The sequence below is a fragment of the Rhizobium sp. CCGE 510 genome, from assembly GCF_000292525.1.
GTDB lineage: Bacteria > Pseudomonadota > Alphaproteobacteria > Rhizobiales > Rhizobiaceae > Rhizobium.
Genome location: NZ_AEYF01000045.1, coordinates 594,046 through 618,222, shown reverse-complemented (window position 1 = coordinate 618,222; position 24,177 = coordinate 594,046). Strand labels below are relative to the sequence as shown.

General features: G+C 59.6%; 16 protein-coding genes. 12 read left to right on the top strand and 4 right to left on the bottom strand.

Annotated elements, in window-relative coordinates:
* The first annotated feature begins 17 nt into the window (after nucleotides 1-17).
* The 7 genes from RCCGE510_RS26930 (at nucleotide 18) to RCCGE510_RS26900 (ending at nucleotide 9,524) form a co-directional block, all read left to right on the top strand.
* Nucleotides 18-1,112: a glycoside hydrolase family 88 protein gene (locus RCCGE510_RS26930; RefSeq protein WP_007635347.1), complete on the top strand. Its 1,095-nt coding sequence runs from the start codon at nucleotides 18-20 to the stop codon at nucleotides 1,110-1,112.
* Entirely contained in the window at nucleotides 1,109-2,473 is a 1,365-nt protein-coding gene (locus tag RCCGE510_RS26925; RefSeq protein ID WP_007635346.1) for a glycoside hydrolase family 28 protein, read from the top strand. Before RCCGE510_RS26930 ends, RCCGE510_RS26925 begins: the two co-directional genes overlap by 4 nt.
* A complete protein-coding gene (gene ugpC / locus RCCGE510_RS26920; protein WP_007635344.1) occupies nucleotides 2,461-3,567 on the top strand; it encodes a sn-glycerol-3-phosphate ABC transporter ATP-binding protein UgpC in 1,107 nt (368 codons plus the stop codon). The genes RCCGE510_RS26925 and ugpC overlap by 13 nt, the downstream gene beginning before the upstream one ends.
* 1 nt (nucleotide 3,568) lies before the next feature.
* On the top strand, nucleotides 3,569-4,564 hold the full coding sequence (locus RCCGE510_RS26915) for a sugar ABC transporter permease (protein WP_007635342.1): 996 nt from the start codon (nucleotides 3,569-3,571) through the stop codon (nucleotides 4,562-4,564).
* A 13-nt stretch (nucleotides 4,565-4,577) separates the two neighbouring features.
* Nucleotides 4,578-5,624: a carbohydrate ABC transporter permease gene (locus RCCGE510_RS26910; protein WP_007635340.1), complete on the top strand. Its 1,047-nt coding sequence runs from the start codon at nucleotides 4,578-4,580 to the stop codon at nucleotides 5,622-5,624.
* A gap of 589 nt (nucleotides 5,625-6,213) precedes the next feature.
* Complete coding sequence (locus RCCGE510_RS26905) at nucleotides 6,214-8,136, top strand: methyl-accepting chemotaxis protein (protein WP_007635331.1); 1,923 nt, start codon at nucleotides 6,214-6,216, stop codon at nucleotides 8,134-8,136.
* An 824-nt stretch (nucleotides 8,137-8,960) separates the two neighbouring features.
* Nucleotides 8,961-9,524: a hypothetical protein gene (locus RCCGE510_RS26900; RefSeq protein WP_007635329.1), complete on the top strand. Its 564-nt coding sequence runs from the start codon at nucleotides 8,961-8,963 to the stop codon at nucleotides 9,522-9,524.
* Here the strand turns inward: RCCGE510_RS26900 and RCCGE510_RS26895 are convergent.
* Entirely contained in the window at nucleotides 9,513-10,463 is a 951-nt protein-coding gene (locus RCCGE510_RS26895) for an IS481-like element ISRel12 family transposase (RefSeq protein ID WP_007635327.1), read from the bottom strand. The two genes, RCCGE510_RS26900 and RCCGE510_RS26895, sit on opposite strands and share 12 nt — an antisense overlap.
* On the opposite strand from RCCGE510_RS26895, the gene RCCGE510_RS26890 reads away from it, so the two are divergent.
* On the top strand, nucleotides 10,455-13,664 hold the full coding sequence (locus tag RCCGE510_RS26890; RefSeq protein WP_346426507.1) for an EAL domain-containing protein: 3,210 nt from the start codon (nucleotides 10,455-10,457) through the stop codon (nucleotides 13,662-13,664). The two genes, RCCGE510_RS26895 and RCCGE510_RS26890, sit on opposite strands and share 9 nt — an antisense overlap.
* A gap of 537 nt (nucleotides 13,665-14,201) precedes the next feature.
* Here the strand turns inward: RCCGE510_RS26890 and RCCGE510_RS26885 are convergent.
* Complete coding sequence (locus RCCGE510_RS26885; protein ID WP_007635324.1) at nucleotides 14,202-15,353, bottom strand: ROK family transcriptional regulator; 1,152 nt, start codon at nucleotides 15,351-15,353, stop codon at nucleotides 14,202-14,204.
* A 266-nt stretch (nucleotides 15,354-15,619) separates the two neighbouring features.
* Here RCCGE510_RS26885 and RCCGE510_RS26880 point away from each other — a divergent pair, with 266 nt between their 5' ends.
* Nucleotides 15,620-16,648: an AraC family transcriptional regulator gene (locus tag RCCGE510_RS26880; RefSeq protein ID WP_007635322.1), complete on the top strand. Its 1,029-nt coding sequence runs from the start codon at nucleotides 15,620-15,622 to the stop codon at nucleotides 16,646-16,648.
* 142 nt (nucleotides 16,649-16,790) lie between these two features.
* Here RCCGE510_RS26880 and RCCGE510_RS26875 read toward each other — a convergent pair whose 3' ends face one another.
* Both RCCGE510_RS26875 and RCCGE510_RS26870 read right to left on the bottom strand, forming a co-directional pair.
* Complete coding sequence (locus tag RCCGE510_RS26875) at nucleotides 16,791-17,828, bottom strand: LacI family DNA-binding transcriptional regulator (RefSeq protein ID WP_007635314.1); 1,038 nt, start codon at nucleotides 17,826-17,828, stop codon at nucleotides 16,791-16,793.
* Nucleotides 17,829-18,003: 175 nt separating this feature from the next.
* Nucleotides 18,004-18,636: a TetR/AcrR family transcriptional regulator gene (locus RCCGE510_RS26870; RefSeq protein ID WP_007635312.1), complete on the bottom strand. Its 633-nt coding sequence runs from the start codon at nucleotides 18,634-18,636 to the stop codon at nucleotides 18,004-18,006.
* Nucleotides 18,637-18,747: 111 nt separating this feature from the next.
* On the opposite strand from RCCGE510_RS26870, the gene RCCGE510_RS26865 reads away from it, so the two are divergent.
* Genes RCCGE510_RS26865 through RCCGE510_RS26855 form a run of 3 tightly spaced genes read left to right on the top strand, consistent with a single transcriptional unit; the run spans nucleotide 18,748 to nucleotide 23,971 of the window.
* The gene (locus tag RCCGE510_RS26865; RefSeq protein WP_007635309.1) at nucleotides 18,748-19,821 is read left to right on the top strand and encodes an efflux RND transporter periplasmic adaptor subunit; all 1,074 of its coding nucleotides are present in this window, start codon (nucleotides 18,748-18,750) and stop codon (nucleotides 19,819-19,821) included.
* A complete protein-coding gene (locus RCCGE510_RS26860; protein WP_007635308.1) occupies nucleotides 19,818-20,903 on the top strand; it encodes an efflux RND transporter periplasmic adaptor subunit in 1,086 nt (361 codons plus the stop codon). Before RCCGE510_RS26865 ends, RCCGE510_RS26860 begins: the two co-directional genes overlap by 4 nt.
* Complete coding sequence (locus RCCGE510_RS26855) at nucleotides 20,900-23,971, top strand: efflux RND transporter permease subunit (protein WP_007635306.1); 3,072 nt, start codon at nucleotides 20,900-20,902, stop codon at nucleotides 23,969-23,971. Before RCCGE510_RS26860 ends, RCCGE510_RS26855 begins: the two co-directional genes overlap by 4 nt.
* The last annotated feature ends 206 nt before the right edge of the window (nucleotides 23,972-24,177 follow it).

Here is a 24,177-nt window from a genome sequence, read left to right as displayed (position 1 = left end):
GCATAGGGCTCTCCCGCATGAACACTACATCTGTCGACAACGCTGCCCTCCTGACGACGATCGATCGGGTGGCGACGGCTTTCAGCCGGCTCAGAGGCATCAAGGAAGGTCTGGTGACCGGAAGCTCCACCTCCGGGATCCAGTTCGACGAATGGGACTGGGAAGTCGGCGTCGGCCTCTACGGCTTCCTGCGGCGGGCGATTTCGACCAATGACCGGAAGGCGCTCGAGGAGCTCGTCGCCTGGTATGCCGGCCAGATCGAACGCGGCCTGCCGCCGCGCCAGATCAACAGCACGGCGCCGATGCTGCCGCTGGCAATCCTCGTCCAGCACGTCGACCGCCCCGATTTCCGCGCGCTCGTCGAGGACTGGGCCGAATGGCTCGTCAAGGAATTGCCGAAGACCGAGGAGGGCGGCTTTCAGCACGTCGTCAAGGAGCGCCTGAATGAGGGCGAATTGTGGGACGATACGCTGTTCATGGCCTGCCTGTTTCTTGCCCGAGCCGGTGTGCTTTGCGAGCGCAGCGACTGGATCGACGAGGCCGTCTATCAATTCGTGATCCACACCCGCTATCTCTCCGATCCGGTCAGCGGGCTGTGGTATCACGGCTGGACTTTCAACGGCCGGCACAATTTCGCCAATGCCTTCTGGGCGCGCGGCAATGCCTGGATCACCGTCGCCATTCCCGAGCTCTTCGATCTCGTTCCGACGCTCGGCGAAAAGGACCGGCGTTTCCTTTCCAACGTTCTCGTCAGCCAGGTACGCTCGCTGAAGCAGTACCAGAGGCCGGACGGAATGTTCACGACCCTTCTGGATGACCCCTCGTCGCCGCTGGAAACCTCGGCCACGGCAGGCATTGCCTATGGCATATTGCGCGCTGTCGATGCCGGCATTCTCGATGAGAGCGACAAGGCGTATGCGGAGCGTGCGCTTGCGGCGGTACTGGCGCAGATCGACGAAGAGGGCGTGGTCCACGGCGTCTCGGACGGCACGCCGATGGGCCACGATCTCGATTTTTACCGGCGCATCCCGAACGTGCCGACGCCTTACGGCCAAGCGCTGACCATGCTGTTGCTGACCGAGGTCATCCTCGAAAACGGCCGTCGCCAATGAGCGCGGTATCCCTCGTCTCGATTGAGGCGGTCGATGGCGACAACACGGCCCGCCTGCAGGCGGCGATCGATGCTCTATCGGCTTCCGGCGGCGGGCGGGTGGAACTGCTTGCCGGTATCCACATCTGCCGGGGGCTCCAGCTTAGATCCGGCATCGACCTGCATCTGGCCGCCGGCGCGATCCTGCGTCCCGTTCCGGATTATAGCGCCTACGGGCACACGACAGTTTCGGTGATCGCCGAGAAATCGGACCGCGGGATGATCGTCGCGCGGGCCTCGCGGCGGATCAGCCTGACCGGGCCTGGACGCATCGAAGCCGGCTGCGAGAGCTTCATCATTGGAGACGACGAGACGGTGGGGACCTTTATCCCGGCCGAATTCCGTCCTCGCGTCGTCGTCTTCGAAGGCTGCGACGAGGTCGAGATCAGTTCTGTCCATATCAGCCGCTCGCCGATGTGGACATTGCACTTCGTCGACTGCACGAATGTCGCAGTCCGGAACGTCACCATCGAAAACGACCGCCGCCTTCCCAATACGGATGGCATCGTGCTCGATGCCTGCCGCGGCGCCGTCATCGAAGACTGCGAGATTTCGACGGCCGATGATGGCATCTGCCTGAAGACCAGCATCGGCCCTGATGGTGTCGCCATCGGCCGATGCGAGAATATTCTTGTCCGCCGATGCGCCGTTCAGAGCCTCAGCTGCGCGCTGAAGATCGGCACGGAAACGCATGGCGACATCACCAACATCGTGTTCGAGGATTGCAGCATCTCATCTTCCAACCGGGCGCTCGGCATCTTCTCCCGCGACGGCGGCCGGATATCGAACGTGAGGTTCTCGCGAATTGCAGTAGACTGCAACGAGACGCCCGACGGCTTCTGGGGCTCCGGAGAGGCGCTGACCGTCAATGTCGTCGACCGTGTCACCGAGCGCCCCGCGGGCGCCATCGAGAACCTGATCGTCGAGGACGTCAGCGGGCAGATGCAAGGGGCGATCACCGTGATTGCGGCCGCGCCGGCCGGCATCCGCAACGTATTGCTGAGACGCATCGGCCTAGACCAGCAGCCAGGGCAACTCGGCACCGCGCAATCCTACGACCTGCGCCCGACGGGTGCCGATCTTGCCCCGAAGGCGGACGGCGGCGGCCGCGCCAATGCCTGGACGCGTGGCGCGGACGGGCGGGTGATCGGTCTTGAGGACTATCCGGAAGGAATGCCGACCGTCTACGTGGCGGGGGTTGCCGGAATTTTGATGAACGAGGTGCGGATTACGAGGCCGACACCGCTGCCGCAAGGCTGGAACGCAATAGACGTCGTCTTCGAAACGACGACACCCGATGGGAGTGGGGCATGGCAGAACTGAAGCTTTCCAACGTCAACAAGTCGTATGGCTCGGTCAAGGTCCTGCACGACGTCGAACTCGATATCAAGGACGGCGAGTTCGTCGTCTTCGTCGGTCCGTCGGGATGCGGCAAGTCGACCCTTTTGCGCGTCATCGCCGGCCTTGAAGAGGTCACTTCCGGCGCGATCGCGATCGGAGGCCGTGACGTCAGCGCACTGTCGCCGGCCGAACGCAAGATCGCCATGGTCTTCCAGTCCTACGCGCTCTATCCGCATATGAGCGTCCGCAAGAATCTCGCTTTCGGCCTGGAGAATCTGAAGTTCAAACGCGTCGAGATCGAGGCGCGGATCGCCGAGGCGGCCAGGATGCTGGCGATCGAACCCTATCTCGACCGGCGCCCGAAGCAACTCTCCGGCGGTCAGCGCCAGCGCGTGGCGATCGGTCGCGCCATCGTGCGCGAACCTGACATTTTTCTCTTCGACGAGCCGCTTTCCAATCTCGATGCGGCGCTGCGCGTCCAGACCCGGGCGGAGATCACCAAGCTGCACCGCGAGATCAAGACGACGATGATCTACGTCACCCACGACCAGGTCGAGGCGATGACCATGGCCGACAAGATCGTCGTGCTACGCGCCGGGCGGGTCGAGCAGGTCGGCGCGCCGCTGGAACTCTTCGATCATCCGTGCAATCTCTTCGTCGCCGGCTTCCTCGGCTCGCCGCGCATGAACATCATCAAGGGCAAGGTCTCGGCTATCGGCGAAAGCGGTGTGGCGATCGATGTCGACAACGGCGGCAAGATCGTCAGCGATGTCGATCCTGCCGGCATCGCAGTCGGGAAAACCGTTTTTGCCGGCATTAGGCCCGCGCATTTTTCACGCGTCGGCGAGCAGGGCCTGCCGTTCGTCGTCCAATATCACGAGGGCCTCGGCACCGAGACCTATATCTACGGCAACCTTGCCGGCCACGACGAGCAGATCATCATTCATGAGCCCGGCCATTTCGCGCCGGCGCCGGGTGACTGCATCATGATCGACGCCGCCCCGGGGCGGGTTCATCTGTTCGATCCCGAAAGCGGCCTGGCTTTCGCCCGGCGGCCCGGGCAGGGGAGGCGCTGATATGGCGGCTCTCAAAGCAGGTGCATTGCTGTCGCAGACAGGAGAAACGGCAATGAGGGTGGTCGAAGCCCCGATAAATGTGATCGAGCGGATCTTCGGTCGCAAACGAATGCCATGGCTGTTCCTGGCGCCGAATCTCGTTCTGTTTGCTATCTTCACGTTCCTTCCGATCGCGATCGCGGTCGGCTACGCCTTCACCGGCGGCACCAATCTTTTCGTGTCGGAGCGGCCCTTCGTCGGCCTGGACAATTTCCGCACGCTGCTTTCCTGCGGCAACTATCTGCAGCCGGGCACCTGCCAGGAATCGCTGTTCTGGACGGCGGTGTGGAATACGCTCTGGTTCGTGGGGTTCAACGTCGTCGCCACATTGCTGGTGGCGCTGATCACGGCGCTGATCCTCAATCGGGCGATCTTTGCACGCGGCTTCTTCAGGGCGATGTTTTTCTATCCGGTCTTGCTGTCGCCCGTCGTCATCGGTCTGATCTGGAAATGGTTCCTCGATCGCAACGGCCTGCTCAACGCCTTCTTCCAGATGATCGGCGTTCCCCCTGAAATCTTCCTGCTCGACGTCGGCTGGTCGCGCTTCTTCGTCGTCGTGGTGTCGGTCTGGTTCCATATGGGCTTCTACACCCTCATCCTGCTCGCCGGCCTCCAGGCGATCCCGAAGGAGCTTTACGAGGCTGCATCGATCGATGCCGCTTCACCGCGCCGCACCCTCTTCAGGATCACGCTGCCGCTTCTCGCCCCGAACCTGCTCGTCGTCTTCATCCTGCTGATGATCAAATCGGTGCAGATCTTCGACGAGGCCTGGGTTCTGACCAATGGCGGCGGCCCGGGCACGGCCAACAGCTTCATCGTCCAGTACATCTACCAGATGGCCTTCAGCAGCGACCTGCGCCTGTTCGGACTGGCCTCGGCCGCATCGGTTCTCATGGGATTGGTGCTTCTGGTTCTCACCCTCATCCAGCTGCGCCTCGGCAAGCGAATGGAGTCCTGAGATGAACAGCTCTATGAATCCGATCAGCTTCATGACGCGTACGCGCCGGACCGGACGCATCGACATCACCGATATTCTGTCATGGGTCTGGCTGATCGGCGGCACGCTCGCGGTGCTCGTTCCCGTCGTCTGGGCCGGCCTCTCCTCACTGAAGCCGGCAGCCGAAATCACCCGCTTTCCGCCAACGCTGCTTCCGCGCGCCGCCGTGGAGCGGACCGTGCCCGGCTTCGACAAGCCGCTCAGCCTCTGGCAGGTCACCGTCGACGGCCAGCAGCGCGAAATGGCCATGGTGAGGCGCATCGGCCTCAAGGCCCAAATGATCGATCCGGCAAATCCGGGACCACCCGTCAGCGTCGACGTGAAGGGGATGATGCCGGTGCAGCATCTGACGGTCGCCACCGAGAACTACACCGATCCGCTGACGCGCTTCAACTTCCTGACCTTCCTCAAGAATTCGGTGTTCGTCACCGTGGTTGCGACGCTGCTGACGCTGATCGTCAACGCCATGGCGGCCTTCGCGCTGTCGAAATACAAATTTCGCGGCGACACGACGGTTTTCGTCATCATCATTTCGACCTTGATGATCCCGCTCGCCGTCGTCATGGTCCCGGCCTATCTCGTCATCGTCGGGGTCGGGCTTGCCGATAATCTTTGGGGCGTCATCCTGCCGACGGTCGCCTCTCCGACGGCGGTCTTCCTGCTGCGGCAATATATGCTGACCATCCCGGATGAGCTGATCGAGGCGGCGCGCGTCGACGCGGCGAGCGAATTCTGCATCTTCTGGCGCATCATCCTGCCGCTGACGGCGCCTGCGCTCGCAGTGCTGGCAATTTTTTCGGTGCTCTGGCGTTGGAACGATTTCCTCTGGCCGCTCATCGTCCTCAACAGCCGCGAGAATTTCACGCTGCAGGTTGGCCTTAACGCCTTCCAGGGCGAGTTCTCGGTGCAGTGGCACTATATTCTGGCGATGACGTTCCTGAGCTTGCTGCCCGTCACCGTCGTCTTCCTGTTCCTGCAGAAATACATCACCACCGGCATTGCCGGTACGGGGATGAAGTGACCGACTTGGCGCACAACCCCGAAATCGGGGCCGGAGACGTGGAGCAATATCCTCCCGAGCGTTGAAGACCGCATTCCACCTCACCTCGCCAGCTAGAGCGCGCCGCATCGAACTTGATCGATCCGGCGCGCTTCAAGCCTTTATCTTTGCGCATGGCTGCCAACGCCGATGCCTGTTTTCTGAGCGAATTTCGTTGCTGTCAGGCTATACGAATTACACAGGCCTATCCGAAATGCGCATAATACAAAGCGCCGTTGGCGACACTGTTGTATCGTTTACACCATCTTAATTTTCGCATGCAATTTCTGGTATCAGGCAGGCATAACAATAATACGGCCATGATCGGCCGAATACTTCTGTCATTTCCCTGGAATCGTAAGTATCCGCGTCTGGATTGTTAAAGACGCCAGGTTGTCCGTGTCGGAAATTCCGAATCGTATCGTTCGGATATTCGATAATTCCGCCGATATATTATTTCGGAGCGAAGAATACGTGCTTCCGATGGGCTTTTCCGTCACCTCTGCATGTCGAGCAGGTACGATTCTGGATGTCATCAAATAGCTCACGCACACCACATTGGAACAATATTATGATCTCACTGAAGTCTCTCAAAATTGGCCCGAAACTGCTGGGATTGACGATTTTCATCGTCCTCGTCGGGGCTGGGGTCAGCGTCTATGTCTCGTCGAACCTGCGGTCGATTGATGATACCTACAGCGCGCTCCTGGACGTCGATGCAAGCGGAACGAATAAGCTGGCGGAAATTACCGGCAATTCCGACGCGATCGGCCGCGTTCTCTATCGCCTCATTGCTGAGCCGGATGTGGACAGCATGAAAAAGTCGGAAAGCGAGCTGGCGGAGGTGTTTGATGAAACCTCTGGATTCATCGATGATGCTGCAAGCCGCTATCCGGACGAAAAGGCACGATTCGACGAACTCAAATCGGATCTTCGCGCATTGCAGGCGACGACGCCGCCCATCGTGAAGGCGTCGATGGTGAGCGACAATGTTACAGCCTTGCAGCTGGCAACCGACAGTTTCAAGCCCGCGAGACGGAGTTTCGACGCGGATGCAACCGAGCTTTACACCTGGGCGAAGGTCGAGCTGAAACGGAAGAACGATGCCGCGAGCGACGTGACCAACGCGACGATCTCGACGAGCTATGTCGTACTGGTGATCGCCGCGCTGATCTCGCTGGCCATCGCAACCGCTATCAGCCTCGGGCAGATCGTGCGGCCGATCCGCCGCCTGACCGAAACCATGGCCGCCGTCGCCGGCGGCAACCTCGCCCTCGATATTCCCGGCGCCGACCGCGGCGACGAGATCGGCGAAATGTCGGCCGCCGTCGAAGTGTTCCGGGCCAACGCATTGGCCAATAAGCGGCTGGAGGAAGAGGCTGCAGCCAACCGCAACATGTCCGAAGAGGAGCGCCGTCACAAGGCTGAGGCCGACAGGCTGCGCGCCGAGCAGATGGCGCAGGCGACCTCAGGTCTTGCCGACGGTCTGAAGCATCTCGCAGGCGGAGACCTCGGCTTCCAGCTGAGCCAGTCTTTCGCGCCGGATTTCGAAAGCCTGAGGGCCGACTTCAACGCAGCCGTGGCGCAGCTTCAGCAAACCCTGCGTGCAGTCGCTCAATCAACCGGCCAGATCGATAGTGGCACGCGTGAGATCAGCATCAGTGCTCAGGACCTTGCCAAGCGCACCGAGCAGCAGGCCGCCTCGCTTGAGGAGACCGCCGCCGCTCTCGATCAGATCACCGCAAATGTTTCGAGTTCCTCGAAACGCGCTGACGAAGCCCGCACGCTGGCGGTGCAGGCCAATACCAGCGCTGTTCAATCAGGCAAGGTCGTTGCGGACGCCGTCCATGCCATGCAGAAGATCGCGCAGTCTTCTAATCAGGTTTCCAACATCATCGGGGTGATCGACGAGATCGCCTTTCAGACAAACCTGCTGGCGCTGAACGCCGGCGTGGAAGCGGCGCGTGCCGGCGATGCCGGCAAGGGCTTTGCAGTCGTCGCGCAGGAAGTACGCGAACTTGCCCAGAGATCGGCTCAGGCGGCAAAGGAAATCAAGGACCTGATCCGCAACTCCTCGGTCGAGGTGCAGAGCGGCGTCAGGCTCGTCAGCGAAACCGGCCAGGCGCTGAAGACGATCGAGGACTATATTGTCACGGTCAACCAGCACATGGATGCGATCGCCACATCGGCGAAGGAACAGTCCCTCGGGCTTTCGGAGGTCAATACCGCTGTCAACCAGATGGATCAGGTGACGCAGCAGAATGCGGCGATGGTCGAGGAAAGCAACGCGGCGAGCGCAACCCTTGCCACCGAGGCCGGCCGCCTTCGCGATCTGATCGGCCGGTTCCAGCTTGGCGACAGCGGCGCCTACCAAGCTACAGCCTTCCGCAAGACCGCTTCGGCCATGGCGTCGCCGACACGCAGCGTCAGCGCCAACCGTCCGGTCCCGCGCGGCAACGTGGCTGTGAAACAGGAAGAATGGGCCGAGTTCTGACATCGGCATCGCAGCGCGGGGCGTCTCCAGCCTCCCGCTTTGGATAGGAGCGGCTCAGGCTTGATCGCCTGGGCCGCCTCGCCTTGTATGCGGGGATCAATATCTGAAGCGCGTGGTATCGAACTTGATTCATGCGACGCGCGTTAGCTCATCGTTTTTGAGCACGTCGTTGTCCCCGAGCGGCTGCACAGTCGCTGAAGCCATCGGCGTCCCCGCTCGGGCGCTCGAAATGAGGTTTGGCAGCTTCAGGGAAACGACCCCAGCAGTTTATCTGCAGACCCTTGGATCACGCGCCATACCAAGCGACTTGCTCGACCCGTCGAACCAGGAGTCCGTGAAAGCAATCTGCCAGAAATGGAGATTGTTCCATTTCTGCAGCTTACCGGTCTACCTACGGAGGAAACCTGTCGGATACCAAAACACCATTGAATATCCACAACACGAAGCGCTGTACCGATTTACGCAGTTAAATGTATGCCGCCTGTTAAATCATAGGATTCGTTAATGAAACCAAACTCTTCTAAGACAGAAGGCGATAGCCAGAGATCGTATTGGGGCGTGCCATCTGCCCGAGCCATCTCTCAGATAAGAAGCAATGGGTCCCGGCACGGGGGGGCGCCTATTAAAATCTCCGGCGGAATGAACTCCCCTGGTGAAACATATTGCCTCTAGATCGAGGAAGACATGATGTCTTGCTGTGCTGTCTCACACGGGAAAGCTGAAAAGATGATGTCGCTTCAATATTCTTACATCGATTCAACCTACGCAAGTAGGCCAGCGATCGCTATTTGTGCCGCCGCAGCCTTCCTGGCGGAATATCTGCGATGAAAATGCGGTCGAGCAAATCTGCGCCTTCTTCCCCGGTGTACAATGTGATTGCCGCTCCAGCCCAACCCAGGTCGCCCGCGTTGTATGGCGCTTGGGCAGTTGATCTTACAACAGGCAATGTTTGGTGGTCCGAGGAGATTGAAGGCCTCTGGTCGGTGCGAAACGCAGTATCGCAAGGCATGGCTGTTAGTGACTGCCGCCAGAGACTGGCTGACTGGGCAAAGTCGATCTCGTCCAAAATGACAATTCCGGAGGATCGATACCAGCTGGATGTGCTGATATCAGCCGGCGAGGACACCAGCACTATAAGCTTTCTTTGTTTTGCCAATATCCAATCTGAACCTATCACCAGATTGACCGGTATCGCCTTCAGGAAGAATAGTCATGCGACGTCGGCTATTGCCACGCCCATTGGTTCGCTACGCCGAAAGCAGGAGATCAACACCTTTCGCCAGTTTGCTCTCGAGGCAGCTGAAATCGGTATCTGGGAATGGGATGTCGTTCGAGGCGAGGCAACACATATCGAAAATTGCCTGGAACTTCTTGGACTAGGTGTTTAGTCCCGGCATTTGATGGATCGGATCGATGATGAAACGATCTGGCTCCAAAGTCCATTGTTTGCAGATGAACTCGTAAGGCGTAAGGCCCTTTAGCGTCTTGAGCCGGCGCCCGAAATTGTAGGCGTCGATAAAGTCGGCCAGATGTTTTTTCAATTGCGCATGATCGTCGTAGTGGAAGCGCTTGACGGTCGCTTCCTTGATCGTTCGGTTCATCCGCTCGACCTGTCCGTTGGTCCAGGGGTGCTTCACCTTGGTCAGGCGATGCTCGATGCTGTGATCGTCGCAGACCCAGTCGAAGATGTGCTGGAAGGCATTTCGATCACAAGCTCGGTTGGTGAATTGAATGCCATTATCGGTCAAAACGGTGTGAATGGTGTAGGGCACTGCCGCGATCAGATTGCGCAAGAACTGGGCGGCATTCATCTTGCCGGCTTTGGTGTAGAGTTCTGTGAACGCGAACTTGGATGTTCGGTCAATTGCTACAAAGAGATAGAGCTTGCCCTCGGCCGTCTGCACCTCGGCAATATCGATGTGGAAATAGCCGATGGGATAACTTTTAAACTTCTTCTTCGGTTCCTTGTCGCCTCCGACCTCCAGCAGACGTGAAATGCCGTGGCGCTGCAAACACCTGTGCAACGACGATCGCGTCAGATGTGAGATGGTCGGCTGAAGAGCGTAGAGGCAATCATCGAGCGGCAGCAATGTATGCCGGCGGAAGGCGACGATGACGGCCTCTTCTTCGAGGGAAAGGGTCGTCGAGTGTGGGGCCTTCGGGCCTGTCGGAAGGTCGGCCAACGATGTCCGCTTCTTCCATTTAGCTACGGTCTTCTGGTTGATCCCGTATCGCTTCGAAAGCGTTCTCAGGCTCTCTTCACTATTTTGTATTGCTCGACGGATTGCCTCTGTCGTCGTGGCGCTCCCGTGTAGAACCTGGCCCATAGTGCTTCCCTCCATGCCAAGGAAAATAATGCACCATCAAATGCCGGGACTAAACAACTAGGTTCGGAAGAACTGCGGGCGCAGCATAAGGGGCTATCCTCCGAAGAATGGGCCAACCGAGTTCATCCCGACGAGCGGGGTGCCCATGAGGCCATGTTTGGTCAACGTCTCCAAGGTCAAGGTGGAGTGCTTGATGTTGACCACCGCATGCTGCATGCAGATGGCACCTACCGCTGGTTCAACACGCATGGAAAGGTTGTTGAGTGGGATGGTGAGGGCCGCCCGCTTCGAATGGCCGGCATGATGCGTGATATCCATCAACGCAAGACGGCAGAGTTGGGATCGCAGGAGAGCGAGGCCAGATTCCGTGGCATTTTTGAGAATACCAGCAGGCTGGTCGCCCTGCTGACTCCTGAGGGCAAGAACATCCTCACTAATCCTGTTGGATATGCCTTCACCGGACTGACGCCGGAGGGAACCAGCAGTCTCCATTTTTGGGAAGGCCACTGGTGGCTGAACGACGACGATCGCCGAAAAATCAAAGAAGCCGTTCTCAGAGCCGCAACCGGTGAAACGGTGCGCTTCGAAATCGTCCAGCGGGCAACAAACGGCGAACTCTTGACAAGCGACATTTCCATTGCGCCAATTTTTGATGCCGAGGGCAAGGTCGCGTTCCTGATGCCCGAGGCCAACAACATCACCGATCTGAAGCGTTTGCAGGACAAGCTCGAACGGTCAGAACGTTTTTTCCGCACGGCGTTCGAGAACACATCGATCGGCTTTGCCATTTACAGTGGCGACAGTACCCTCGTCGATGCTAACGCGGCGCTGTGCAAGATGCTTGGCTATGAGCGTGGCGAACTCATCGGCAAAACTTTTGTTGACTTAACCCCGATCGAGGATCGGTATCACGATCTCGAAACAGTCATATCGCAGCTCAAAGCAGGGGGCGGCCGGGCAACTCTTGTTAAACGTTACCTTCGCCGTGATGGCCAAGCAATACTTGTGAAAAGCCACGTTGTTCATACGGATTTTGACCCGGACGGAACGCCTGTGCAAGGGCTCTGCATCATCGAAGATATCACCGAGCAGGAGCGAATGAAGGCAGCCTTGAACCAGTCTGAAAAGCTGTTTCGCGAAGCCTTCGAATTTGGCCCGGTCGGTGCAACTATCTTAAATTCCGATGGCCGCTATCTTGAAGTCAACGAAGCCTTTGTCCGCATGCTTGGCTACCAACGGCATGAAATTGTGGGTCTAAATAATCGTGACATCTCGGTTGCTGGCGATGTCAGCGCCGATCTTTCTGCAATGTTTCAACGCATTGAAGCGGGAGGTGGCAGGGCAACACTGATGAAGCAATATATCCACCGTGACGGTAGAGCGATCGACGCCCGCTTGGAAGTTGCGACGATTTCGGGGGACATTCGGCGGCCGACTGAAGACTTGCGTTTCCTTTGTTTCGCTCAAGACATGACCGAGCTACGCACGGCGCAGCAGGCCCTGCAGACGTCCGAGCTTCGTGCCGATCTCGCGGTCACCAGTGCCGGCATCGGTGTGTGGGAATGGAACGCGCAAACCGATCTCGGCTTCTACTCGGAGCGCACGTGCGAAATTCTCGACATCGGCCCCACCGAAATCAAGACGGAGGAGGCATGGTTGGCGCTTATTCATCCCGAGGATCGGCCGGCTTATCAGCTCTCCCGCAGCGCTCATCTGGAAGGTGAAACAGCATTTCACAAGTGCGAATTGCGTATATTGCAGAAGAATGGAACCTACAAATGGATCGATGACTTCGGCAAGGTCGTCGAGCGCGATGACAGCGGCCGGCCGCTGCGCATGGTGGGTACACTGCGCGACATAACGCAAACGGTCGAACAGCATCAGAAGATACAAAAGCTTGCGTTTTCGGATCCGTTGACGGCGCTTCCCAACCGCGCGTTGTTCAATTCCAGATGCGAAAGCGCTCTGAACCGTGCATGTATCGACCAAGCGATATTTGCCCTCATCATTATCGATCTAGACAATTTCAAGGATGTCAACGACACACTCGGGCATCTGGCGGGAGACCAGCTTTTATGCGGCGTCTCGGCTCGGCTTTGCGACTGTCTGCGCGAAGCCGACATGCTTGCGCGTCTCGGCGGCGACGAATTCGCCGTCATTCTGGAAAGCTTGCCAGACCGTCGGACCGTGGCGGATATTGCCGAACGCCTACTCGCTTCGTTGTCGCCGCCATTCCGAATAGCCGGCGAGGATCTCTTCATTTCGGCCAGCATCGGCGTTGCTGCCTATCCCGATCAAGGCAAAACGGCAGATGAATTGTTCGCCCATGCGGATGCTGCACTCTACCAAGCCAAGGCCCGCGGGCGGAACAATTTCCAGTTCTATGACGAGGCACTCGCGGAGAAGACTGAGCTGAAGCTGAGACTGGGGAACGCGCTTCGTACCGCTTGCCTCAACAACGAGTTGGAACTTGCCTACCAGCCGAAGGTAAAACTCGAAACGGGACATGTCATTGGAGCCGAGGCATTGTTGCGCTGGCGACATCCGGAATTTGGTTTGTTGATGCCTGCCTCGTTTATACCACTTGCTGAAGACAATGGCACGATTGTTGACATCGGTCGCTGGGTGATCCGCAACGCAGCGCAAACCGCCGCCATCCTGAACAAGGGGCGCCAAGACGCGATAAAGATCGCTGTTAATCTATCACCCCGTCAGTTTATTAAGAACGATCTGGCCAGCCACGTACGGGACGCGCTGGAGGAGACCGATTGTCACCCGGCATGGATCGAGTGCGAGATCACCGAGAGCCTACTTCTGGAGAACGAAGCTTGCGTTCAAGAAACCCTTGAACAACTCCACACCCTGGGGGTCTCGATTGCCATCGATGATTTTGGGACCGGTCATTCGGCGCTGGCGTATCTCAACCGCTTCCCGGTCGATGTCTTGAAGATTGATCGGTCTTTCATCAGCGGAATGGATAGCAAATCGCGGGGTAAGGAATTGGTGACGGCCTTCATTCTGATCGCCAATGCTTTGGGTATGGAGGTGGTCGCGGAGGGTGTAGAAACGGAAGAACAGACTGCCGTATTGAAAACGCTGGGTTGTTGCACCGGGCAGGGCTATCTCTACGGCAAGCCGATGTCCTTGATAGACTTCAAACAATCTATCGGCAGTTCCGCAATCGTCGGAACACTCTCCTGATCCGGATATTTCCGGGGCCGGGCATCGTCAAGATTGAGATCCGCCCATAAATCGCGCCCTGTGTAACCAGACGGGCCGCGTGAACCGCAAGCGGTCAATAGACGCCGAGCGCTTTGAGTGCGCCATCGACTGCCTTTTTCTGCTCGTCCCCGAGGCGTTCCACCGCGGCGCGCGGAGGAATAGTCCTCACCTGGCGGGAATGAATGCACCTGGTGAAAAACCTGTAGGTGGTCGTGGAGGGCATTCCACAGAGTGCTGAGCTTCCACCACGGCTTCGAGGTGCCAGACATCATCTTTCGCCGGCGCCTTGTGATGCAAGCGACGGGCATAATCGGGGCCGCGTTTTCGGTACCATCGGCGGATGGTCTCGTAGGAAACGACGATGCCGGGATCGAGCAGTATTTCCTTGATCGGGCAGGCTCAGATTGAAGGGAAGTAGAGCCGGACAAGCACGACAGGCTTGATCGCGCGGGCCCCTTCAAAACCTTGGGCAACGTCTCGGAGTTCTCCGTCATCCAGGCGCTGCTGGCAAAGGTATCACAAAACCGTTTCGAATAGCGGGATCAAGGCCGCGCCGATTGCGCCTGGGGCATCGATGATCTGTGCCACGGCAAGGCTGGGAACGTCGCGCAAGACGCCGTGCCGAGGCAGATTATTGAATTCGGTCCGCTCGATAAGCATTCTCGCAAGCGAATGCGGAAGCTCGCCGCCAAGGACAATGAGTGCTGGGTCGAATATCGCACAGATCGCATTGATGGCGCGATTGTGGGCTGGGGTGACGCGGTCGATCCATTCGCGAACGCCCTCCCAATGCACCAGGTCTTCGTTCTTCAGATCTTTGAGGGTTAAGTCGGAGCGCCCTTTGCTGCGAAGATATTCAAGCAATTGGCCGAGTGCAGGGCGGTCGTCGTAGTCCTGACGCGCGAAGAGAACGGAGAATTCACCGGCGTTACCGAAACTGCCGCGAAACGGCATGCCCCCGGAAACCAGGCCGCCGCCATACCCGTGAAGATGGGCGATATAAGCGAAATCCGCGGCATCACGGCCAACGCCGAAGATCGCTTCCGCCAAAGCTGCGGTCCTGGCGACATTGTCTACCCAGACCGGCAAGCCAAGCTGCTTCCCGAGCAAAGGGGCCAGGTCGATCAATGACCAATGAGCGAGTGGGAGAGGACAATTGAATGCCGTCTCCAGCATGCGGTGGCCGGCGACCGCCAGGCCGACGCCGAGAATGTCGCGGCGTTTGGCGCCCCGGCGAGCCAGAATGTCTTCGACCGCCTCTTCGATCCGTTTCAGTTCAGCTGACAGCGAAGTGCCCGCCTGCTGGATTTCCAGGTTTTCCGAAGGTTCCCCGAAACCCATGAGGCAAAGGCCGATCGAGCCGACGTTGACCGAGATTCCGAGTGTCAGGCACCAGTCCTTTCGAAGGGTCAGCTCAGGGCTGGGTGGACCCGCTCGCCGGCCTTCAGAATGCGAAAAGACGATCATTCCTCGCTCATGAAGCCGCGCGACGATCCGGTGCAGGGATTGCTGGGTGAGATCGAGCGGCTCGGTCAGGTCGGAGCGCTCAATCCCTGGAGATTTCCAGATCAGCCGCAAGAGGTCCCGTTCGTTGCGGGACGCGACTCGGGCCGGTTGTGCATCGCGCAAAAAATGCGCGGCAACATGTTCTAGCGGATCATACTTCATTTGCAGATCGTTTTGATTTACACTGTGAGTGTGAAGCACATTGCAGGCGCGTGTTGCTTCTGTCAAATCAGGGGATCCGATCCCCCGTTTGCCGAGCTTGCTTAGCTCATCGAGATTGGCCAAGCCAGCCGAGATGAGCGCATTTTAGGGACTTGAAAAGCGGGTCCGTGCGTTTGGAAGAACCCATTCGCCATCACTGCAAGCTCGAGCGAGATGGAACGCTCGGACATGCGGGAGGCGGGTGCTGAAAGAGAGGATCGAGCTGCATGATTTCCTCGCGATACGACAATACGGCGCGCGCTCCTGAGCGCGAGGACTATGGGTTCGCACCGACGCATCAAGGCCGCGACTTTGAATCGATGGTTCAAACACTTTCGGCCGGTTATGGGGTTTTCGCCGCACAGCCGCTAGGCAGCGATCGAAACTTCGCCTGGGCGGCCGACTTGAGAAGAGGTGATGGGTTCACAGTCCTTCACTCCGCCTTTCAGAGTTCCTGGACAGTTCGAACGCTCGATGAAAGCCCGCAACACCTTGCCTTCTATCTTCCGCATACCGGATCCTTTCGAGTGTCCATTGGAAAAAGGACGGTTGAAAGTGGGGCGGGTCATCTTCTCATGGCCAACAACCATGAGGCCGGTGATCGTTTCGTCCAAGGTCCGCACGCTTCGGATGTACTCTTCCTCGACTGGAAAGTCGTGAAGCGAATGCTTGTTTCACTTATGGATACGCCGCTCTCCGAGTCGCTCGACCTTGAGCCCGTTCTGGATCTTGCGACACAGCCGGGCCAACTCATCGGCAATCTGCTTCAGACAATCGTCCAAGGCATGCGCAACGGCGGTCCGCTTCTGTCCTCACCTCTCGCCATGGCGACGATGAGCGAGACCCTCGCTCACCTTGTGATCCGATTTGGCCACCACCGTCTTTCCGGCCAGCTGGAAAAGAAGAAGGTGTCGCTGGTTGCACCTTGGCATGTCCGGCGTGCCATCGACTATATGCATGCCAATATCGCCGCGCCTCTCACGATGACGGTGGTTGCAAATGACGTCGGCGTGTCGCTTCGCGCGCTGCAGACGGGGTTCAAGGCATTCAGGGGAACTTCGCCGGCTGGGTACCTGCGCACCATCCGGCTGCAGGCAGCCCGCGAGCAACTGCGGGATCCAACGAACCAGCGGTCCGTCCGCGACATATGTGCGATATGGGGTTTTGGTCACGCCGGCAGATTCTCCATCATCTACCGCAGCACTTTTGGTGAAAGCCCGCGGGATACGCGCTTGCGGGCAGAGCGCTTGCGTTAATTTAATGCATGTCGCCCTGAAGTGTGCAGTGGTTCCGGGACAACGACATGCGTAAAAACAAAGGACTAGAGCGCGCCGCACGAATCAAATTTGCTATAGGCTTTCGAGCTTCTCGAGATCCGGAAACCCTTCGATAGGTTTTTTAGCGCGGCGGCGCGACGCTGCCGCGCAGGACGAGATGGCATCCGAGTTCCAGGCGATGGGCCGGCCGCTGCGGGTCGTTGGCGATCAGCCTCTGTTCGATGAGCGCCAGGGCGGCAGCGCCGAGCTTGTCGGTAGGAACGCTGACCGTTGAAAGCGGCGGACGGCTGAATTCCCCGGGGACGATATCGTCGAAGCCGAGCACGGATATCGCTTCCGGCACGCGTATGTCGCGATCGGCCAAGGCCTTCAGGCAGCCGAGCGCCAGATTGTCGGCTGCGCAGAAGACAGCGGTCGCCCCTTTCAGTGTAGGATCGCGATCGAGCAGGGCATTGATGGCAGCCTCGCCATGCCTCGGCTCATATCCCTCGGCCTCCAGAATCATATCGTCCGGTACGGCAAGCTGGGCAGCGAAATAGGCATCGGAAAAGCCGTCATATCTCCGCTGGATCGTCGTGCGGCCCTTCCAGGTCAGGTGCAGGATGCGGCGATGCCCGAGCGCCAGCAGGTGCGCGATGCCGAGCCGTGCGCCGAAGCGGTTTTCGGGCGTTACCGTATCGACCAGCATGGCGGGATCCTCGCCGTTGACGATGACAACAGGCATATCGGGGGAGGCGAGACTGCGGATGAGTTCCGGCTGATCGTCGTTGAGGACCACGATGCCGTCGGCACGCTCGGAAAGCGCGATCTGCCGGACATGAGCGCCGTCGATCCGCCGTCCGGTGCTGACGAAGGGTACGATCCGGATGCCGCGCCGCTCGCACTCCCTTCGAAGGCCGTTAAGGATCGTCCAGCTCACCAGGTTGAGGTCGCTCTCCGGCGCGGCATCGTCGGGAATGGCGAGCAGCAGAACGCGCAACGTCGCAATCGTCGCCTTCTTTCGCCGACGGTCGAGGTAACCCAGGCGTTTGGCCGAATCCAGAACCCGTTCGCGCACTTCTATCGTCAGTGACGCGGTTCCGTTCAGGGCGTGCGAGGCCGTGCTCAGCGAAACGTCCGCGTCGCGCGCGACATCCTTGAGATTGACTTTGCGTTCCACTTTATTCCGTCGCGAATTGAGGTCGTGCCTTCGAAGACACAAGCTAACGCGATGTTTTCACATAAAAACTTCAGAAAAGCTATGTGCGCCTTCGCCTATTTTTCCGCTTTCGGCGAAACCGGCTACAGCGCTGCCACAAGCGAGCGATGATCGCGGGCGCTGGAGCCATTGACGATCAGTGAGGCTTGGCGAGCAAGCCGTTGAACAGCAGGTCGAAATAGGTCCGCAGGAATGCCTCCTTGTTGGGAGTGGGCACGCGGCGGTCGTCGAATATCAGCCGCAGAACCGTCGTCGTCAGGATGGGTGCGACCACGATGTCGGAAAATTCCACTGGAACCTGGCGAAACTCCCCGGAGGCCACACCCTCCAGGATGAGAGCGTCGATCTTGGCGATGATCGGCGCAATGAACTGATCATGGTGGCGATCTATCAGCTCGGGAAAGCGCTGTCCCTCCGAAATGACGAGGCGCGTTAACTCGCGCGTCGCGCGGTCCTCGGGAATTTGCTCGTAGAAGAGGCCCAGAATCGAAGCCAGCCTGTCGGTAACGCTGCCACTGAGCCGATCGGCGAGCACGACCAATTCCTGAAACGGCACGGAGAAGTGGTTGATCATCGCTTCGAACAGCTTTTCCTTGGTTTCGAAATAGACGTAGACCGTGCCCTTGGTGACGCCGACCCTGTCGGCGATGTCTTCGATACGCGTTCCGGCAAAACCGCTTCTGACGAACTCCTCGAAAGCGGCATCCAAGATCTGGATGGGTCGCAGCGCCTTCTGTTCCGCGCGCGTGAGTTTCTTCTGAGCTGCCATTTTCCTCGTCTCCCTTTGTCGTGCACGCCCTCGTTCCCCGTGGCGCAAAGTTTAATTGACTAAAGCGTCAGTCAATTATATGGGGCTGCCGTTGAGAGCAAGAGGTCTACTATGAGAACCATTCTGGTCGCCGCAGCGATCGTATGCGCCATCGGTCTCGGATCATGCAGTGATGACAGCCGACCGGCCGAGCCAACCCCGCGAGAGGTCGGCGTTGTCGTTGCCAAGCCTGAGCCGCTGGTCCAGGGCGGTGCGATCACGGGAGAAGTCCGCGCTCGCGTTCAGACCGATCTGTCCTTCCGCATCAGCGGTAAGATCGTCGAGCGGTTGGTGGAGGTCGGACAGTCCGTGAAGGCCGGGCAGCTTTTGGCGCGCATCGATCCGGAAGAGCAGAAGGCCGATCTGGATGTGGCAGCGGCCAATCTTCAGTCGGCGCAAGCGCAGCAGACCCAGGCGCAGCTGGCATTCGATCGCCAGCAGAGCCTGTTTCGGACGCAGGTCACAACGCGCGCGGCACTCGACCAGGCGCAGGAGGCGCTTCTGACCGCGCAGGCATCGACCAAGTCGGCCCTGGCGCTGTTGGAAACCGCCCAGGACACCCTCTCCTACACGGAGCTGAAGGCGGACTCCGATGGGGTAATCACCGCCCGGAACGCCGAGGTCGGGCAGGTGGCGCAGGCCGCTCAGGTCGTCTTCACCCTTGCCCATGACGGCGACCGGGACGCCGTCTTCGACGTAGTCGAAAGCGCCTTCCTGCGCCCGATCGAAGGCGACGGGACCGTGGCCCTCCTGTCGGACCCGACGCAAAAGATCACGGCAAAGGTTCGCGAGATTTCACCGACGATCGACTCCTCCACCGGCACCATCAAGGTCAAGGTCGCGATCTCGAGCGACGCTCCCATTCCGCTGGGCGCTCCCGTCGTCGGAAGATTCAACTACGTCCCCCAGGACGTTATCCAGCTTCCCTGGTCGGCAATGACCGCCAAGGACGGCAAGCCAGCCGTCTGGATCGCCGATCCCGCATCCTCAGCGGTCTCTGTGCGGGCGGTCGATGTCACCGGCTACGAGACCGGCAGCTTCAGCGTGAAATCGGGCGTGTCGGCAGGAGAGGTCGTGGTGACTGAAGGGACACAGTTCCTCAGGCCCGGTGAAATTGTTTTTTATGTCAAGGAAGCTTCCAAGTGAGTATTCGTCCCAAGATAGTCGCACTAATGATGGGTACGGCCCTGATCTCTTCCTGCACGCGGCAAGAGGGCGACAAGGAAGAAGCGCCCCGTCCCGTGCTGTCGATGACGGTCAAGCAGACGCCTGCCACCAGTCTCAGCCTGACCGGTACGGTCGAGCCGACGATCGAGACCGAACTCGGCTTTAGGATTCTCGGGCGGATGATCGCCCGCAACGTCAATGTCGGAGATGTCGTCAAGAAGGGCGATGTCGTTGCCGCCATCGATCCGGTGGCGCTGGAGCTTGCCGTGCGCAGCTCCCAGTCTGACGTAGAAAACAGCGACGCCCAGTTGAGGAACGCGGTGACCACAGAGCAGCGCCAGCGCGCGCTGGTGGAAACGCGCTCCGGCACCGAAGCCTCACTCGAAGAGGCCGAGCAGGCCAGACGGTCGGCCACGGCTGCGGTCGCCAAGGCGCAGGCTAATCTCGACAAGGCCAATGAGCAGCTCGGTTATGCGCAGCTTCGCGCGGAATTCGACGGTGTGGTGACGGCGGCCTCGGCCGAGGTCGGGCAGGTCGTATCGGCTGGCCAGACGGTCGTGACCATCGCGCGGCCGGACAAGCGCGACGCCGTGGTCGACGTGCCGCAGGGCGCCGCCCAGAAACTGAAGATCGGCGCACCCTTCGAAGTGACGCTGCAGCTCGACCCCGCAATTCGGGCGTCAGGGGTCGTGCGCGAGATCGCACCAGAGGCCGAGACGGCCACTCGCACGAGCAGGACGAAGATCGCGCTTATCCATCCCCCCGAGGCCTTCAGGCTCGGCTCCGTTATATCAGCCTCGGCCACCCTCGCCGCCGATCTTGAGATCGTGCTGCCGTCCTCGGCAATCCTTGCCGGCACCGAGGGCCCGAGCGTCTGGATCGTCGACGTGCCCGGCAAGAAAGTATCGCTGCGCCGCGTGAAGATCGACGGTGACGTCGTCGAAGGCGGCACCGTGCGGATCGCAGAAGGGCTTGCCCCTGGAGATAGGGTGGCTGTGGCAGGAGTGCATAAACTTGAAGATGGCCAGGCCATCAGGATCGACCAGGAGATCAGCCAGTGAAGTCCTTCAACCTTTCCGACTGGGCGCTCGAACACCGTTCCCTCGTCTGGTACTTCATGATCGTCTTCATTCTCGCCGGCGCCTTCTCCTATCTGAACCTCGGCCGCGAGGAAGACCCGAATTTCACGATCAAGACGATGGTGATCACGGCGCAGTGGCCCGGCGCTTCGGCCGAAGAGGTGACGCGGCAGGTGACCGACAGGATCGAGAAGAAGCTCCAGGAACTGGAGTCGCTCGACTACACCAAGAGCGAGACCGTCGCTGGCCAGACGACCGTCTTCGTCGAGCTGCTGCCGACCACCAAGGCTAAGGATGTCGCGCCAACCTGGCTGCGCATCCGCAACATGATCGCCGACATCAAGGGGGATTTTCCGAGCGGTGTCGTCGGTCCTTTCTTCAACGATCGCTTCGGCGACGTATTCGGGAATATCTATGCCTTCACCAGCGACGGGCTGACCCAGCGGCAGCTTCGCGATCTCGTGGAAAACGCCCGCTCCGAAGTTCTGACCGTGCCCAATATCGGCAAGGTCGATGTGATCGGCGCTCAGGATGAGGCGATTTACCTCGAATTCTCCACACGCCAGATCGCAGCACTCGGCATCGACCAGCAGTCCGTCATCAGCACCCTGCAGGCACAGAACGCCGTTAGCCAGTCCGGCTTCGTCGAAGCCGGGCCGGAACGCATCGCATTGCGAGTGAGCGGACAGTTCACCTCCGAGGAAAGCCTGCGGTCGATCAACCTTCGGATCAACGATCGCTTCTTCCCATTGACCGACGTCGCTACGATCAAGCGCGGCTATGTCGATCCGCCATCGGCGCTGTTCCGCTTCAATGGTGAACCGGCGATCGGGCTTGCGATCGGCATGAAGCAGGGTGCCAATCTGCTGGAGTTCGGCGACGCGCTCGACGTGCAGATGAAACGTGTCATTGCCGATCTTCCGATCGGCGTCGACGTCCATCGCGTTTCCGATCAGCCTGCTGTCGTCGACGAAGCGGTTTCGGGCTTCACCCGAGCGCTCTTCGAAGCGATCGCTATCGTACTCGTCATCAGCTTCATCAGCCTCGGCCTGCGTGCCGGCATGGTGGTGGCGATTTCCATCCCCCTCGTGCTCGCCATCACCTTCGTGGTGATGGAATATTCCGGCATCTCACTGCAACGCATTTCGCTCGGCGCGCTCATCATCGCGCTTGGACTGCTCGTCGACGACGCCATGATTGCCGTCGAGATGATGGTGGCCCGTCTGGAGGCGGGCGACGATCTGAAGAAAGCCGCCACCTACGTCTATACATCGACGGCTTTTCCGATGTTGACGGGAACACTCGTCACCGTCGCGGGCTTCATTCCCGTTGGTCTCAACAACAGCGCCGCAGGCGAATTCACGTTCACGCTTTTCGTGGTCATCGCTGTTTCGCTGGTCGTCTCCTGGATCGTGGCGGTGCTGTTCACGCCGCTTCTTGGCGTCACCATCCTGCCGAAGACCATGAAGTCGCATCACGAGAAGAAGGGCCGCTTCGCCTCCTTTTTCTCCTGGCTTCTGGGGCTGGCGATGCGCTGGCGCTGGATCACCATCATTCTGACGGTCGGCGTCTTCGGCCTCTCGATCGGCGGCATGGGGCTGGTGCAGCAACAATTCTTCCCCAGTTCCGACAGGCCCGAGCTGATCATAGACTGGAATCTGCCGCACAACAGTTCGATTGCCGAGACCAACAGGCAGATGGCGAGGTTCGAAAAGGAGATGCTGGCCGGCAACAAGGACATCGATCACTGGACGACCTATGTCGGCCAGGGCGCGCCGCGCTTCATCCTCTCCTTCGACGTGCAGACGCCTGATGTCTCGTTCGGACAGACGGTGATCGTCACCAAAGGGCTCGACGTGCGCGACAAGGTGCGGGCGGAACTGCAGGGCTATCTGGCGAAAACCTTCCCCGGCACCGACGCCTTCGTCAAGCTTCTCGATATCGGCCCTCCGGTGGGTAAGCCGGTCCAGTACCGGGTCAGCGGCCCCGATATTCAGAAGGTGCGTGACATTTCCCAGCAATTTGCCGGCGTCGTCGGGCAGCACCCGCTTCTGTCGAACATGGTGCTGGACTGGAACGAGCCCTCCCGCGTGGTCAAGGTCGATGTGCTGCAGGACAAGGCGCGCCAGCTCGGCGTCTCCTCCGAAGATATCGCCACCGCCCTCAACGGCATCGTCGAAGGCTCGACGGCGACGCAGATTCGCGACGACATCTACCTGGTCAATGTCATCGGGCGGGCGGAGGCATCGGAGCGCGGTTCCATCCAGACGCTTGAGAATCTGCAGCTCTCGACCTCCAACGGCAAGGTCGTGCCGCTCTCGGCCGTCGCCAATTTCCGTTACGAGCTTGAGCAGCCGACGATCTGGCGTCGCGACCGGCTGCCCACCATTACGCTCAAGGCGGCCGTCATCGGCTCGACGCAGCCGGCCACGATCGTCGACCAGCTAAAGCCGAAGGTGGAGGAATTCCAGAAGAACCTTTCCGTGGGATACAAGGTGGAAATCGGCGGCGCGGTCGAATCCAGTGCCGACGCACAAGGGCCGATTGCGGCGGTCGCTCCGATGATGCTGTTCGTGATGGCGACGATCCTGATGATTCAGCTGCAGAGCTTCAGCCGCCTGTTCCTGGTCTTCGCGGTGGCTCCGACAGCTCTGATCGGCGTGGTTGCGGCGCTGTTGCTGAGCCATGCGCCGATGGGCTTCGTCGCGATCCTCGGTGTGCTGGCGCTGATCGGTATCCTGATCCGCAACTCAGTCATCCTCGTCGTGCAGATCGAGCATCTGCGCGCCGAAGGTGTCCCGGCCTGGCAGGCTGTCATCGAGGCGACCGAACATCGTATGCGGCCAATCCTGCTGACCGCGGCGGCGGCGACTCTCGCGCTGATCCCGATCTCGCGCGAGATATTCTGGGGTCCGATGGCCTACGCCATGATGGGCGGCATCGTCATCGGAACCGCGCTCACCCTGCTGTTCCTGCCGGCGCTCTACGTCGCCTGGTTCAGGATCCCGAGGGATAACGGCGTCCAGACCGGTGCCGCGGCAGAGGCGTGAGGAAGGCCAATGGCTACTTCATGCCGCCGTGGCTGCAACACGGACTGGAACGCCATGCGTGGGATGGCACAAGTGATTGCCATCCCACGCGGGAGCAGGAATGGCGTTCCGAGGGACGACATGGGCAAAGTCACACGCTTGGTCACCTTCGGCCTTTGGGAAAATGGATCGGTGGCTGAGCGGCATTCCCGAGGATTTTCGAAGGC

What these genes read in the sequence shown, in the direction of transcription:
- RCCGE510_RS26930 (WP_007635347.1), top strand. Translation starts at nt 18, where the DNA reads ATGAACACTACATCTGTCGACAACGCTGCCCTCCTGACGACGATCGAT.
- RCCGE510_RS26925 (WP_007635346.1), top strand. Translation starts at nt 1,109, where the DNA reads ATGAGCGCGGTATCCCTCGTCTCGATTGAGGCGGTCGATGGCGACAAC.
- ugpC (WP_007635344.1), top strand. Translation starts at nt 2,461, where the DNA reads ATGGCAGAACTGAAGCTTTCCAACGTCAACAAGTCGTATGGCTCGGTC.
- RCCGE510_RS26915 (WP_007635342.1), top strand. Translation starts at nt 3,569, where the DNA reads ATGGCGGCTCTCAAAGCAGGTGCATTGCTGTCGCAGACAGGAGAAACG.
- RCCGE510_RS26910 (WP_007635340.1), top strand. Translation starts at nt 4,578, where the DNA reads ATGAATCCGATCAGCTTCATGACGCGTACGCGCCGGACCGGACGCATC.
- RCCGE510_RS26905 (WP_007635331.1), top strand. Translation starts at nt 6,214, where the DNA reads ATGATCTCACTGAAGTCTCTCAAAATTGGCCCGAAACTGCTGGGATTG.
- RCCGE510_RS26900 (WP_007635329.1), top strand. Translation starts at nt 8,961, where the DNA reads ATGAAAATGCGGTCGAGCAAATCTGCGCCTTCTTCCCCGGTGTACAAT.
- RCCGE510_RS26895 (WP_007635327.1), bottom strand. Translation starts at nt 10,463, where the DNA reads ATGGGCCAGGTTCTACACGGGAGCGCCACGACGACAGAGGCAATCCGT.
- RCCGE510_RS26885 (WP_007635324.1), bottom strand. Translation starts at nt 15,353, where the DNA reads ATGAAGTATGATCCGCTAGAACATGTTGCCGCGCATTTTTTGCGCGAT.
- RCCGE510_RS26880 (WP_007635322.1), top strand. Translation starts at nt 15,620, where the DNA reads ATGATTTCCTCGCGATACGACAATACGGCGCGCGCTCCTGAGCGCGAG.
- RCCGE510_RS26870 (WP_007635312.1), bottom strand. Translation starts at nt 18,636, where the DNA reads ATGGCAGCTCAGAAGAAACTCACGCGCGCGGAACAGAAGGCGCTGCGA.
- RCCGE510_RS26865 (WP_007635309.1), top strand. Translation starts at nt 18,748, where the DNA reads ATGAGAACCATTCTGGTCGCCGCAGCGATCGTATGCGCCATCGGTCTC.